We start from the raw sequence: 12657 nt of genomic DNA on the forward strand, positions 1-12657 counted from the left end.
GGCGGCGGGTCAGAGTGTGGCGTCTGCAGACAACGCTGCGCGCGCTCGCGCGAGTTCGGCTTCCAGCTGCGCCACACGATCCCGCAGCGCCGCTTCGGATGCCGAAGGCGCGGGCTCTTCGTGGTGGTGATGGCCGTGGCCCATGGCGTGGTCCAGCCAGTGCAGCCAGGCGTCCATGCCTTCGCCGGTGGTGGCCGAGAGCTGCAGGATCTCGATGGTGGGGTTCACGCGGCGGGCGAGTTCGATGCAGCGCGCGACGTCGAATTTCACGTGCGGCAGCAGGTCGGTCTTGTTGAGGATCATGAGCTGTGCCGCCGCGAACATGTCGGGGTACTTGAGCGGCTTGTCTTCGCCCTCGGTCACCGAAAGGATGGCGACCTTGGCGGCTTCGCCCAGGTCCCACACGGCGGGGCAGACCAGGTTGCCCACGTTTTCGATGAACAGCAGGCTATGTTCGTCGCCGTGGTGGTGACCGTGCGAGTGGCCATGCCCGAGATCGTGATGGTCATGACTGTGCAACTGCGCGAAGGCTTCGCTCACCATGGGCGCGTCGAGGTGGCAGCCCTTGCCGGTGTTGACCTGGATCGCGGGCGCGCCGGTGGCGCGGATGCGGTCGGCATCGAAGCTGGTCTGCTGGTCGCCTTCGATCACCGCGACGTGCAGGCCGGGCGCGTGGGCCTTGAGCGCTTCGATGGTCGCGCAGAGCAGCGTGGTCTTGCCCGAGCCGGGGCTCGACACGAAGTTGAGCGCGGTCACACCGTGCGCTTCAAAGTGGGACCGGTTCTGCAACGCCACGCGGTTGTTGGCGCCGAGGATGTCGGTCTCCAGCTTGATGGCGCGCGCCTGGCTCATGCCCGGCACCGAGACGCGGGCCGCACCCGCGCCGAAATGCAGGTCGCCGTTGCCGGGGTTCACCTGCACCACGCCGGCCTCGCCCTCGTGGGAATGGATATGCCGGGCATGGGCCGGGCTGTTGTCACTGCATCCACAAACGACACACATGGTCTGTCTCCTGGTTCACTCAATCATCACTGACTTGCATGTCTATGACACGCAATTCCATACCGCCCGTAGGTTGTAGCTGGTAGCCGCCGCAACCCGGGCAGGCGTCGCCGCGCTGGGCGATGGCCACCGTCTGGGCACAGCCCATGCACCAGGCCTGGCCGGGGGGTTCTTCGATCTCGATCTGGGCACCGTCGAGCACGGTGCCGGGCGCCAGGCTCTCCAGCGCGAAACGCAGGGCCCGCACGTCCACGCCCGCGAGCTGGCCGGCTTCGAGCCGCAGCGACAGCAGGCGCGAAAAGCCTTCGCTCACGGCCGTGTCTTCGACCAGCTGCAACACGCCACCGGCGAGGCTGGCTTCATGCATGTTGCGTCTCCTTCAGGCTCGGCACAGCGTGCGACACGTCAAACGGCACGCAGGGGTCGAACGCGGCCATGAGCAGGCGCACGCGGCGCTCGATGTCTTCGACGGGTTCACCCCCATCCAGCGCCGCGATGGTTTGCGCCACCACACCCTGCGGGTGGAAATTCCATTCGGTCGGCGCGAGCACCCGGCAAGCGGCCACGCGCGCCGGCGCATCGCCGGCCGGTTGATCGATCTCCACCTGGTGCACCAGCAGGCCACGCGCCATCTCCACCCAGGCCATGCCCTGGCCCGGCCCGGTGCGGAGCGAACCGAACGACAACCAGCCGGCGCCGCTCTGGCCCGGTGCGTCGGGCTGGCACAGGCGGATCAGCTCGGCGATGCGGCTGCCCAGCAGAGCCCAAGGACTCAGGGGCAGCTCGACGTCCATGCCGTTCAGGCGCGTCCAGCTGCCGGTGTGGGCGCAGGCACCGTGCCACAACGGGCGCAGCGCGAAGCCGGGCTGGAGCGCCAGCGCGGCGGACAGCGTGCGCTGGTCAGACCCATCGGCATGGGCGTGCAATGCGTCGGCGTGCGCCAGCGTGTTCGGCAGGTCCGACTCGCGCGCAGCGCGCAGCAACGAGGGCAGCCAGCCCGTGTGGCGGCGGCTCCAGTCGTTTTGCCAATCGGCACCGCAGGCATTCCAGGCACGCAGCCAGGTGTGGGGCGGCATCTGCAGCAGCTCGTCTTGCAACCAGGTGAGGGTGGCGGGCCAGGGGTCGGCCGGCAGCGTGGCCGCTGGCAGCAGCAGCGGGCAGCGTTGCAACGCGGCGTGTGCGGCATCGGCCCAGGCGGTGGGGGCAGGACCGGACTCGGCGGCCAGCAGGCGTGGCCAGTCCAGGCCGATGCGGCGGATGTGTTCCTGCGCGGTCTCGGTGCGCAGGCGCTGCGCCACTTGTTGGGGTGCGGGCAACAGGCCGGGCGAAGCGGCTTCGAAGGCGAGCTGCGAGCACAGGCGGTGCGCGTGGCTGCAGAGGTTGAACAGGCTGGCCATCAGGCCGGGCAAGGCGCTTACCGCCTGACCGTGGGCCAGGCGCGGCGCCCAGTCCTGGCGGCTGCTCTGCAAGGCCAGCGGCAGCGATGCGCCCGGCGCCACGCGGAGGCTGCCGGCCAGCGAGGACAGCGCGGTGCTCATACAGCAGCTCCCGCGTCTGGCCGGCGGGCCATGAAAAAGGCGCGGCGCGGTGGCAGCGGCTCGGCCGCAACGGGCGGCACCGCGTCGGATTCGGGCTGGAGACGGACCAGGGCCAGCGAAGCCAGCGCGGTCTCGCGCGCCAGGTTCTGGCTGGTGAAACCGTTCATGGGCGAAAACAGCGCGCAGGTCTCGTGGTAGCCGATGGCGGGGTCGTGCGCGCCGATGAAATCGAACCGTTCGCTGCCGAAGCCATGCACGGCCTTGCGCCCCACGCGGTTGCCGTGGGGCAGGTTGACCGAAGGCAGGCGCAGCAGGCTCATGAACCAGGGGGTGATGAGCACGCCTTCGGCCACCGCATCTGCAGTTTCCTCCGCGCCAGCGGCCCATTCAAAACCCACGGATTCGACATGCAGCGCGGGGTTGAGCAAGGGGATGCCTTGCATGCGTTCGTTTTGCACGTGGCGGTAGAAGTCCACGAGGGTCTGCACGCGTGCGGCCAGCTGCGCAGGTGTGACTGCGGGGGTGTCTGTGCGGGTGAGCGGGCTCATGACTGTTGTCCCTCGCGTTGCCCACTGCCTGCGATACACGCGGTTGGCGCGGCTGGCCCCTCACCCCAACCCTCTCCCCAGAGGGGCGAGGGAGTGACGCCCCCTCTACCGCTCGCGGGAGAGGCTTGGCCTGTCCTGAGCGGGTCGAAGGCCGGTGAGGGTCTGCGGAAGTGTTCCAAGTCCATCACTCCAGCATCAGGAACTGTTCGGCATCGCCATCGCAGTTCGGGCATCGCCAATGCGCGGGCAGGTCGGCGAACGGTGTGCCGGGGACGATCTGCCATTGCGGATCGCCGAGCGCCGGGTCGTAGACCCACCAGCAGATCTTGCATTCGAGGCGCGAGGCGGGTTTGAGCACGTCGCGGTTGCCGAGGTACGAGCCTTCAAAACCTTCAAACCCGTTGGAGTGGTCCGCGCCGGCCATGGTCACACTCCTTCTAAGTAGTTCATCACGTCGGCCAGTCGCTCGTGCGAATCGCGCAGGTCTTCGGGTGCGGCCATGGCCACTTCGGGCATGTCCACCACCTCAACCGTGTTGAGGATGACCTTGTCCATCGAGTTGTAGTACACCACGCGCCAGCAGTTGGGCAAGCGGGTGTTGGAGATGCGGCAGTTGCCGTAACCGCGCGAGAGCATGAGCACGCGGCCGGTGCCGAGGTGGTGGTCGAGAAAGCCGATGTCTTCTGGCGTGACCGGCAGCAGCGTGAGGTTGACCACGTGCGAGACCTGGCCGGGTTTCCAGCCCGCGACCTGGTCGCGGATCTCTTCCACCAGCAGGGGCGCGTTCTGCACATTGGGTGGCAGCGGTCCGGCCCAGTGCGGCATGGCGCCCTGCGGCCACACGTCGTCCACCGCGATGGCGCGCAGCAGCGCAGGCACCGGGCCGACCTCGATCACGTCGTCGATCAGGTTGCGCTCGCCGTCCACGGTGCGGAAGGTGATGAGGCGCCACACGCCCGCGAGCACCGACTCCTGGATGCGCACTTCGAGCGCACCGTCCTCTTCGCGCACCAGGGCGCTGGCCTCGCCTTCGCCCAGGATCTGGTTGACCAGCCGCAGGTCGGCCGCGGGCAACGCGGTCAGCGACACCTGGCCGCCGGGGCCACGCTCGGCCGTGCGGTCGAGCAGCGCCAACACCTGGCCGAGCACCGCGCGGGCCGCGTCGCGCCCGGCCAGCTCTTCGGGTTCGGGCAACACCGGCGGGCGGTAGGTGTCCATGTCTTTCGGCATCGGCAGGTAGTCCAGCGACTGATCTTCGGACTGGGTGCCCGGGCCGAGGGCGACGAGCGGAATGGGGAAGTCTTTCATGGGGTGTCCTTGGTGGTCTGACGGTTCAATGGCAGCCGCTGTCGCTGCTGGTACTGCCCTGGCTCACCACCGGGATGCCGATGGTGGGTGGGCGCGAGGGCGACATGATGAGCGCGGCGGCCACGCCGCTCAGGTACATGTCCCAGTCCTGCATGCCGGCGATGGCGGTGACGTACTGGCCGTCGCGGAAGAACAGCAGCGTGGGCCAGCGTTGCGAGCCGTAGCGGCGCGCCACCGCGTCCTCGTTGTCGCGCGGCACCACGGCGATCTGGAAGCGGTTGGGGAAACTCTTCATGAGTTCGGGCAACACCGCCGCCACGTCCTGGCCTTCGGGGAAACGCACCGGGTCGCCGGCCAGCAGCACGACGCGGTCGCCACCGCCCGCGCTCCACGCGGCCACGGTGGTCTCATCCACCCAGGCGGCACCGAAGTCGCGCGCCAGGCGCATCACCAGCGGGGGCGCGGGGTTGGTGTCGGGCACGGGCAGCGCAAAGGCGCGGCTGGGGGTTTCTGTGGCGGTGTTCATGGGGTCTCCTGTTTGTAGAAATTCAGAGGGTTCGCCGCCGGGCCGCCCCAAGGCCAACCAGCCCCCTCGGGGGGCAGCGACCCGCGCAGCGGCGGAGCGTGGGGGCCTGTCTGACCGGAGAGCTGCTTCAGCTGTTCGGCGGTCATCCGGGAAGGCAAAACAAAGCCGGCGTCGCCGCTGGCATCGAAGCCCTGCATGGCGCCGAGCACCAGATCGAGTGCGCTGTTGACCTCGGCAGCGCGGGTGGCGTCGATGCGCTCGCGGGCGTCGCCCAGGAACACCAGCAACCAGTCGCCAACCTCCAGCGGACCGACCAGCGCGGTGGTCACGCGGCGGCGCTCGCCGCGGCCTTCGCACCAGGCGTGGCCGGGCTCGATGGCGGTGACTTGCATGGGCATGCCGATGCACATGGTTCAGTGCTCCACCGTCGTGGGGAAGAAGCGTTCGTCGCCTTCGCGGCACGCCTGCTCAGGAGCCGGGCGATGCGTTTCGTAGGCGGCGAGCGCGAGTTCGTCCATCGTCACGGCCTCGCGTTCGCCCAGCGGCGTACTGCGTGGCGCAGGCTCGCCGCCCCAGCGCGCGATCTGGTCCACACCCAGGGCCAGCGCCTCTTCCATCGCGGCCTTCACGACCGGCCGCAGGCTGCCGCCGTAGTCTTCCAGCTCCTGCGGCTGGCAGCCGATCAGCAGCACGTTCGTCGGGTACTTGCCGGTGAGCTGCGCGAGCGACAGCACTTCCTGGAAGCCGGTCTGGTGCAGGCTCATCTTCTTGGCGCCCATGAAGCGCGGCACGTCGTCGTCGCGCACCTCTTTCAACGTGCCGGGCTCCAGGCCGTAGTCGATGGCGTCGAAGATCAGCAGCGCGTCGGCCGCCTGCACGTGCTGGATCAGGTACAGGCCCTGCGTGCCGCCGTCGATGAGCGACACGTGTTCGGCGAACTCGTAGCGGCGCTGCAGCGCTTCGATGCAGCGCACGCCAAAACCTTCGTCGGCCCAGAGCAGGTTGCCGATGCCGAGCACGACGATGGTCTGCGGCTGGGCGGGGGTGTCACCACCTGGGTGACAGGTGGATTCGGACGGATGGGCGCTCATGGTGGGTGGTCCCGAAAAACTCAGTGGGAGACGGAAGGGGTGACCGAACCGGAACAGAGGCGCTTCCAGGCGTGGAAGCTGTCCCAGGCGGCCTGGTGCGCGAGCCAGAAGCCGGCGTCGATGCCGAACTGGCGCGCGCAACGGATGGCGGTGTCGGGCGACATCGCCCGCTGGCCATGCACCAGCTCGTGCAGGCGGCGACGCGACAGGCCCAGCACCCGGGCCGCCTCGCTCTGGCTCAAGCCCAGCGGCGCGAGGCAGGTGCGCGCCAGCAGCCGCCCCGGGTGCATGGGCGTGCGCACCGGCACGCCCCGCGGCGGGATGGACCAGCTGACGGCAACCGGCTTCATGGCTTCAGTCTTTAAAAGACGGCCAGAAATCATGGTCGACACGATGCTCTGCCGCCCCATGATGTCTTCGCGGATCGCGGCGTACACGTGCAGGACGATGAAGATGATCAGCGCCCACATGCCCATGCGGTGCCAGGTGTGCACGTCCTGGCTCTGGCCAAACAGCGGGATCACCCAGCCGAACATCCGCTCCTGCCACGAGCCCATCTGTGAGCCTTCGCCATACAGCGCAAAGCCAGTGACCACCATGAAGATCGAGAGCATCAGGAAGCCCGCGAACATGGCCAGCCGCGCCAGCGGGTTGTGGCCCACGTAGCGGCCCGGCCGCGGGATCAGGAAGGCGTACCACTTGAACATGGTGAGCACCTCGTTCCAGTAGGCCCTCTGGAAGATCGGCACCCAGAAGATTTCGCGCGCGTGGTGGTTGCCGACCAGTGCCCAGTAGGCGCGGCCGAGCAGGCCCACGGCCAGCAGGTAGCCTGCCGTGAAGTGCGCGAAACGGATGTAGCCCATGAGGTAGTTCGCACTGGCCTCGCCGGGCATGGTGGGCAGCGGCTGGCCGATGAAATAGCCGGTGAGGGCCAGCACGGTGATGGACGCGGCGTTGATCCAGTGCCAGAGGCGCACGGGCGCTTCGTACACATAGACCGACTTGGTGGTCTGGCCGTGCGAGACGGCGCTCTCGTCGATGCCGGTGACATCGGCGAGTCGTTCGGGGGACGTGGTGGACATGGTGGCCTCCAAATAGCGGTTGCCGTTGATCGGGGTGGCCGTCAGGCCGCCAGCTGACCGAAGAGCACCAGGCCCGATGCGCCCAGCACCGCGCCCAGGCCACCCAGCGCCCAGCCGCTGCGCTCATTCAGCGCGCGACGGATGCCGAGACCCGCGAACACGCCGCCGATGTGCAGCGCGGCGGTGGTCAGCAAAAAGCCCGCGGCATAACCCGCGAAGCCGCTGGCCGGTGTTTCAGCGCCGTGCGCCAGGCCGTGCAGCGCAGCCGCCGCGGCCACCAGCCCCAGGCCGACGGCGGCAGGCATCGGCTGGCGGGCCAGCACCAGCATGGCGCCGAACAGCACCACCGACAGCGCCACGCCCTGTTCCAGGAACGGCAGGCTCACGCCCGCTGCGCCCAGCGCGGCGCTCGCCACCAGGGCCAGCAGGAAGGTGGCCGGGCCTTGCCAGGCCTTGCCTTTCGGCAGGGCCGAGACCGACCACACGCCCACGGCCACCATGGCCAGCAGGTGGTCCAGGCCGAAGGGGTGAACCAGGCCTTCCATGAGGCTGTGGGTGCCGTGGCCGGTGTGTGCCTGGGCGGCGCCGGCCAGACCGGCCAGCAGCATGGCCGCGGTGGCGCGACGGATGTTCTTCGATTGCATGTGTTTCTCCTCGTGGTCTGGGGCGTTCAACGGACGGTCACTTTCGCCATCTCCTGGCCGTCTTCGCTCATCACGTGAGTCGAGCAGGCCAGGCAGGGGTCGAAGCTGTGCAGCGTGCGCAGGATCTCCAGCGGCTGCTCGGGGTTGACCATGGGCGTGTTCATGAGCGAGGCCTCGAAGGCGCCGATCTGGCCCTTGGTGTCGCGCGGCGAACCGTTCCAGGTGGTGGGCACCACGCACTGGTAGTTCTCGATCTTGCCGTCCTTGATCTTGATCCAGTGGCCCAGCATGCCGCGCGGTGCGGCGACCGTGCCCACGCCCTTGGCTTCTTTCGGCCAGGTGGACGGGTCCCACTTGTCGGTGTTGACGGTGCTGGTGTCGCCGGCCTTGATGTTGCCGATGAGCTGCTTGAAGTCGTCCATCATCATCTCGGCGGCGTACTGGCTCTCCAGTGCGCGCGCCAGGGTGCGGCCGATGGTGGTGGGCAGCAGCTGCTTGAGCGTGTAGTTGGTTTCCGGCAGGCCCAGGGCCTTGGGGATCGCGCTGTTGATCGCCACGGCGGACGCGTCCACTTGCTCCTTCACGCGCTGGCAGTATTTGTTGCCCTGCATGGCGTGGGCATAACCCAGGATGTAACGCGACAGCGGACCGACCTCGACCGCGTGGCCGCGCCAGCGCGGGCTCTTGATCCACGAGTACTTGGCGGACTCATCCAGGTTCTCGATCTTGGTGCGCGTGCCCTTGAAGTTCGGGCCTTCGGGGGCGTAGTTGGCTTCGGTGACGCCGTCCCAGGGGTGCAGGCCCTTGGTTTCGTCGCCGTACTTGTACCAGCTGTGGCTCACGAATTCCTGCACCTGCTCGGGGTCGCGCGGGTCGATGGCGTGGATCTTGTCCCAGTTGCCGTCGAGGATCACGCCGCCGGGCAGCTGGTGCGTGCTGTGGTCGTAGGGCACCTTCTCATACGTGCCGTAGTCGGCCACGTTGGTGGCGCTCAAGCCGCCGCCGTAGAGCCAGCCGGCGTTCTTGTAGATGGTGCCGATGGCGAGCACGTCCGGGATGTAGACGTTGTTGTTGAAGTCGATCATTTCCTGGATGCGGGCCTGCACGAAGTTCAGCCGCTCCATGTTGATCGGGGCGCCGGCGGCGCCGTTGCCGTCGAGGTTGATGGCGCAGGGCACGCCGCCCACCAGGTAGTTGGGGTGCGGGTTCTTGCCACCGAAGATGGTGTGCACCTTGACCCACTCTTTCTGCAGGTCCAGCGCCTCCAGGTAGTGCGTCACGGCCATCAGGTTGGCCTCGGGCGGCAGCACATAGGCCTTGCTGCCCCAGTAACCGTTGGCAAAGGGGCCCAGCTGGCCGCTTTCAACGAACTTTTTCAGGCGGTTCTGCACATCGCGGAAGTACCCGGGCGACGACATCGGGTGCGCGGGCGACACCATCTGCTGCAGGTCGCTGGTCTTCTTCGGGTCGGCCTGCAGGCAGGACACGACGTCGACCCAGTCCAGCGCGTGCAGGTGGTAGAAGTGCACCGCGTGGTCGTGCACCTGCAGCGTCTTGGCCATCATCTCGCGGATCAGGTGGGCGTTCAGCGGGATGCGGATGCCCAGCGCGTCTTCCACCGCGCGCACCGAGGTGAGCGCGTGGCAACCGGTGCAGACGCCGCAGATGCGCTCCACAAAAGCCCAGGCGTCGCGCGGGTCGCGGCCTTTCAGAATCACTTCCAGACCGCGCCACATGGTGCCGGTGGACACCGCGTTGCGGATGACGTTGTTGCTGTCGAGGTTGACCTCGCAGCGCATGTGGCCCTCGATGCGCGTGACCGGGTCGACGACGATGCGCCGGCCGGTGTTGTCCATCTTGAAGCCCTGTGTTTCGTAAGCACCCATGGTGTTCTTCCTCGTTTTTCTGGATCAGCTATTGGTGGACGCGGCTTTTTTCTCGGCCGCCTTGTCACGCGAGCGCTTGGCCACCGAGATGGCGGCGTGCGCCGCGACCGCGGCCCCCACCACACCGGCCGCCGTGCCGCCGATCTCGTCGGCGTTGGCTTCGATACCGAAAGCGTGGATGTCGGTCAGGCGGTCGTAGAACGAGCCCTTGTCCCAGAAGCCGTCTTCCGAGCAGCCGATGCAGCCGTGGCCGGCCTTGATCGGGAAGCTGGTGCCCTCGTTCCACATCACCGTGGAGCAGGCGTTGTAGGTGGTCGGGCCCTTGCAGCCGACCTTGTAGAGGCAGTAGCCCTTGCGAGCGGACTCGTCGTCCCAGGTCTCGACGAACTGGCCGGCGTCGAAGTGCGGGCGGCGGTAGCACTTGTCGTGGATGCGCTGGCTGTAGAACATCTTGGGCCGGCCCTGGCGGTCCAGCTCGGGGATCTTGTCGAAGGTCAGCATGTAGGTGATCACGCCCGTCATCACCTCGGGGATGGGTGGGCAGCCCGGCACCTTGATGATGGGTTTGTCGGTGATGACCTTGTGGATGGGCGTGGCCTGCGTCGGGTTCGGCTTGGCGGCCTGCACGCAGCCCCAGCTGGCACACGAACCCCAGGCGATGATGGCCTTGGCGTCCTTGGCCACGTGCTTGAGCTTGTCGATGAAGGGCTTGCCCGACTGGATGCAGAACATGCCGTCTTCGTTCAGCGGCGGGTTGCCTTCCACCGCCAGGATGTACTGACCCTTGTACTTGGTCATGATCTCTTCGAGGATCGCCTCGGCCTGGTGGCCGGCGGCGGCCATCAGGGTGTCGTCGTAGTCCAGCGAGATCATGGACAGCACCACGTCCTTGGCCAGCGGGTGCGCCGAGCGGATGAACGATTCGGTGCAGCAGGTGCACTCCAGGCCGTGCAGCCAGAGCACAGGCGTGCGCGGCTTGGTTTCCATGGCGTGCGCGATCTGCGGCACGAACGAGGGCGCCAGCCCGAGCGAGGTGGCGGTGAGCGAGCAGTACTTGAGAAAGCTGCGGCGCGAAATGCCCTTGCGGCGCATCACCTCGTAAAAGGTTTCCATCATGGGTTGTCTCCGTTGGCTTGTGTGGGTCGGGCCGGCTCTCACCGGTGGGTCCCCCTGGTCCCGCCGCTCATGCAGGCAGGTCACCTACCGTTCGCAAGCCGCAGGCCATCACAAGCCATCCCCGGGAAAACACCGAGAACGCTCCGCAACATATTGATTTTCATCAAGTTTTTTTTGGCTTCAGAGATCACACTCGAAGCCGGTCAATCCAGCAATGGAAACCAATATTCCAGTTAACCAGACAAACAGGACAACCATATTCCGATTGATTTCCAAAAATCGGTGGCCCAAACGGCCAAAAAAAAGCCGACCCTCGTGAGGTCGGCTTGTGATCTGGTGCATCTCTGGGGACGCTGAAAAACCATTTTCTGGTTGGACTGGGTTGTCTCCTCGGTCCCCCGCGGTCGACAGCGGCAAGGCCGCTGTGAGCGAGTGACAGCACTGTAGCCGCTCGCACCGTTCTCGTGCATACGGGCTTTCCCTTGGTTCCGAGGCCGACTGGCACAGGAAATGCTCTGGGCCGTGGGTCGTTGGAAAAGGTAACCAGATGCACCAAAACCGTAGATTCCTTGTGGCTCTGACGTGCGGTCTGACGCTCGCCACCCCTTCCCTGCTCTGGGCGCAGGCCGCGCCCGCCGAGCCCCTCACCGCGCCCGCCCTGGTGGCCGTGGACAACATCCACAACGCCGACACCGCCTGGCTCATGGTGAGTACCGCCCTGGTGCTGCTCATGACGCTGCCGGGCATTGCACTCTTTTATGGCGGCATGGTGCGCCGCCACAACGTGATCAACACCATGGCCAGCGTGGTCGGCATCGCGGCCGTGGTCAGCGTGCTGTGGTTTGCGCTGGCCTACTCGCTGGCGTTCACACCCGGCGACGGCACGCTGGCGGGCTGGATCGGCGGCGCGCAGCGCATGGGCTTTGCCGGGCTGGACTTCCTGGGCGCCAGCGGCCAGGTGGCGGTGAGCCACATCGCGCCGCACGTGCCCGAGTCGGTGTTCGCCATGTTCCAGCTCACCTTCGCCATCATCACCTGCGCCCTGGTGGTGGGCGCGCTGGTGGAGCGCATGCGCTTTGGCGCCCTGCTGCTGTTCGCCGGCCTGTGGCTGCTGCTGGTGTACGCGCCCGTGGCGCACTGGGTCTGGGAGCCGGGCGGCTGGCTGGCCCAGCTCGGTGCGCTGGACTTCGCCGGCGGCGCGGTGGTGCACATCAACGCCGGCGCGGCCGCCCTGGTCTGCGCCTACGCGCTGGGTCCGCGCCAGGGCTACGGGCGCGAGCCCTTCATTCCCTTCAACCTGGGCCTGACCATGGCCGGCACCGGCCTGCTCTGGGTGGGCTGGTTCGGCTTCAACGCCGGCTCGGCGCTCGCAGCCGACGGCCGCGCCGGGCTGGCACTGGCCGTTACCCACATCGCCGCCGCCGCGGGCGCGGTGGCGTGGATGGGCGCGGAGTGGCTGGCGCGCAAACGCGCTTCGCTGCTGGGCCTGTGCTCGGGTGTGGTGGCGGGCCTGGTGGCCATCACGCCGGCCGCGGGCTTCGTCACGCCGCGCTCGGCGCTGATCATCGGCCTGGTGGCGGGCGTGGCCTGCTACTGGGGCGCCACCGGCCTGAAGCGCCGGCTGCGCGCCGACGACTCGCTCGACGTGTTCGGCGTGCACGGCGTGGGCGGCCTGGTGGGCGCGCTGCTCACCGGCGTGCTGGCCGACCCGGCGATCTCCGGACTCGAAGGCAGCCTGCTCAAACAGCTGATCGCCTGCGTGGCCGTGCTGGCCTACAGCGTGCTGATGACGGCGGTGGTGCTGTGGATCACCTCGCGTTTTGCGCGGCTGCGCGTGCGCGAAGGCGACGAGCGCGCCGGGCTGGACCTGGCGCTGCACAACGAGCAGTTGGGACACTGAACCCGGGGGTACTACC

General features: G+C 67.7%; 14 protein-coding genes and 1 pseudogene. 1 reads left to right on the forward strand and 14 read right to left on the reverse strand.

The window, feature by feature from the left end:
- Positions 1–9: 9 nt before the first annotated feature.
- The 14 genes and pseudogenes from hypB to HTA01S_RS09465 all read right to left on the reverse strand — a co-directional run bounded on the left by hypB (position 10) and on the right by HTA01S_RS09465 (position 10738).
- Positions 10–1002, reverse strand: coding sequence for a hydrogenase nickel incorporation protein HypB (hypB, locus tag HTA01S_RS09405; RefSeq protein ID WP_068169901.1), 993 nt, complete (start codon positions 1000–1002; stop codon positions 10–12).
- Positions 1003–1021: 19 nt separating this feature from the next.
- Positions 1022–1369, reverse strand: coding sequence for a hydrogenase maturation nickel metallochaperone HypA/HybF (locus tag HTA01S_RS09410; RefSeq protein ID WP_068169905.1), 348 nt, complete (start codon positions 1367–1369; stop codon positions 1022–1024).
- A complete protein-coding gene (locus HTA01S_RS09415) occupies positions 1362–2540 on the reverse strand; it encodes a hypothetical protein (RefSeq protein WP_068169908.1) in 1179 nt (392 codons plus the stop codon). Before HTA01S_RS09415 ends, HTA01S_RS09410 begins: the two co-directional genes overlap by 8 nt.
- The gene (hybE, locus tag HTA01S_RS09420) at positions 2537–3088 is read right to left on the reverse strand and encodes a [NiFe]-hydrogenase assembly chaperone HybE (protein ID WP_068169913.1); all 552 of its coding nucleotides are present in this window, start codon (positions 3086–3088) and stop codon (positions 2537–2539) included. The genes HTA01S_RS09415 and hybE overlap by 4 nt, the downstream gene beginning before the upstream one ends.
- Before the next feature lie 184 nt (positions 3089–3272).
- A complete protein-coding gene (locus HTA01S_RS09425; RefSeq protein ID WP_068169916.1) occupies positions 3273–3512 on the reverse strand; it encodes a rubredoxin in 240 nt (79 codons plus the stop codon).
- A 2-nt stretch (positions 3513–3514) separates the two neighbouring features.
- Positions 3515–4396 carry a hydrogenase expression/formation protein gene (locus HTA01S_RS09430; protein WP_068169918.1) on the reverse strand — a complete coding sequence of 294 codons (882 nt, stop codon included), beginning with the start codon at positions 4394–4396 and terminating at the stop codon, positions 3515–3517.
- 25 nt (positions 4397–4421) lie between these two features.
- Entirely contained in the window at positions 4422–4922 is a 501-nt protein-coding gene (locus HTA01S_RS09435; protein ID WP_068169923.1) for a thioredoxin domain-containing protein, read from the reverse strand.
- A complete protein-coding gene (locus HTA01S_RS09440; RefSeq protein ID WP_322788361.1) occupies positions 4919–5320 on the reverse strand; it encodes a HypC/HybG/HupF family hydrogenase formation chaperone in 402 nt (133 codons plus the stop codon). The genes HTA01S_RS09435 and HTA01S_RS09440 overlap by 4 nt, the downstream gene beginning before the upstream one ends.
- A gap of 15 nt (positions 5321–5335) precedes the next feature.
- Complete coding sequence (locus HTA01S_RS09445; RefSeq protein ID WP_068169926.1) at positions 5336–6013, reverse strand: HyaD/HybD family hydrogenase maturation endopeptidase; 678 nt, start codon at positions 6011–6013, stop codon at positions 5336–5338.
- A 20-nt stretch (positions 6014–6033) separates the two neighbouring features.
- Complete coding sequence (locus tag HTA01S_RS25515; RefSeq protein WP_218017337.1) at positions 6034–6396, reverse strand: HigA family addiction module antitoxin; 363 nt, start codon at positions 6394–6396, stop codon at positions 6034–6036.
- Positions 6385–7095 (reverse strand): annotated as a pseudogene (gene cybH, locus HTA01S_RS09450) (Ni/Fe-hydrogenase, b-type cytochrome subunit); the annotation flags it as partial. The pseudogene cybH and the gene HTA01S_RS25515, both read right to left, overlap by 12 nt.
- Before the next feature lie 41 nt (positions 7096–7136).
- The gene (locus tag HTA01S_RS09455; RefSeq protein WP_068169929.1) at positions 7137–7739 is read right to left on the reverse strand and encodes a HupE/UreJ family protein; all 603 of its coding nucleotides are present in this window, start codon (positions 7737–7739) and stop codon (positions 7137–7139) included.
- Between the two features lie 26 nt (positions 7740–7765).
- Entirely contained in the window at positions 7766–9625 is a 1860-nt protein-coding gene (locus HTA01S_RS09460; RefSeq protein ID WP_068169932.1) for a nickel-dependent hydrogenase large subunit, read from the reverse strand.
- Positions 9626–9649: 24 nt separating this feature from the next.
- The gene (locus HTA01S_RS09465) at positions 9650–10738 is read right to left on the reverse strand and encodes a hydrogenase small subunit (RefSeq protein WP_068170743.1); all 1089 of its coding nucleotides are present in this window, start codon (positions 10736–10738) and stop codon (positions 9650–9652) included.
- 550 nt (positions 10739–11288) lie between these two features.
- On the opposite strand from HTA01S_RS09465, the gene HTA01S_RS09470 reads away from it, so the two are divergent.
- Positions 11289–12641 (forward strand): ammonium transporter, encoded by a 1353-nt coding sequence (locus tag HTA01S_RS09470; RefSeq protein WP_068169936.1) that lies wholly within the window; start codon positions 11289–11291, stop codon positions 12639–12641.
- Positions 12642–12657: the final 16 nt, after the last annotated feature.

This window comes from Hydrogenophaga taeniospiralis CCUG 15921 (assembly GCF_001592305.1).
In the GTDB taxonomy this organism is placed as follows: Bacteria; Pseudomonadota; Gammaproteobacteria; order Burkholderiales; family Burkholderiaceae_C; genus Hydrogenophaga; species Hydrogenophaga taeniospiralis.

Coding starts and splice junctions, on each gene's coding strand:
- hypB (WP_068169901.1), bottom strand. CDS start 1,002: ATGTGTGTCGTTTGTGGATGCAGTGACAACAGCCCGGCCCATGCCCGG.
- HTA01S_RS09410 (WP_068169905.1), bottom strand. CDS start 1,369: ATGCATGAAGCCAGCCTCGCCGGTGGCGTGTTGCAGCTGGTCGAAGAC.
- HTA01S_RS09415 (WP_068169908.1), bottom strand. CDS start 2,540: ATGAGCACCGCGCTGTCCTCGCTGGCCGGCAGCCTCCGCGTGGCGCCG.
- hybE (WP_068169913.1), bottom strand. CDS start 3,088: ATGAGCCCGCTCACCCGCACAGACACCCCCGCAGTCACACCTGCGCAG.
- HTA01S_RS09425 (WP_068169916.1), bottom strand. CDS start 3,512: ATGGCCGGCGCGGACCACTCCAACGGGTTTGAAGGTTTTGAAGGCTCG.
- HTA01S_RS09430 (WP_068169918.1), bottom strand. CDS start 4,396: ATGAAAGACTTCCCCATTCCGCTCGTCGCCCTCGGCCCGGGCACCCAG.
- HTA01S_RS09435 (WP_068169923.1), bottom strand. CDS start 4,922: ATGAACACCGCCACAGAAACCCCCAGCCGCGCCTTTGCGCTGCCCGTG.
- HTA01S_RS09440 (WP_322788361.1), bottom strand. CDS start 5,320: ATGCCCATGCAAGTCACCGCCATCGAGCCCGGCCACGCCTGGTGCGAA.
- HTA01S_RS09445 (WP_068169926.1), bottom strand. CDS start 6,013: ATGAGCGCCCATCCGTCCGAATCCACCTGTCACCCAGGTGGTGACACC.
- HTA01S_RS25515 (WP_218017337.1), bottom strand. CDS start 6,396: ATGATTTCTGGCCGTCTTTTAAAGACTGAAGCCATGAAGCCGGTTGCC.
- HTA01S_RS09455 (WP_068169929.1), bottom strand. CDS start 7,739: ATGCAATCGAAGAACATCCGTCGCGCCACCGCGGCCATGCTGCTGGCC.
- HTA01S_RS09460 (WP_068169932.1), bottom strand. CDS start 9,625: ATGGGTGCTTACGAAACACAGGGCTTCAAGATGGACAACACCGGCCGG.
- HTA01S_RS09465 (WP_068170743.1), bottom strand. CDS start 10,738: ATGGAAACCTTTTACGAGGTGATGCGCCGCAAGGGCATTTCGCGCCGC.
- HTA01S_RS09470 (WP_068169936.1), top strand. CDS start 11,289: ATGCACCAAAACCGTAGATTCCTTGTGGCTCTGACGTGCGGTCTGACG.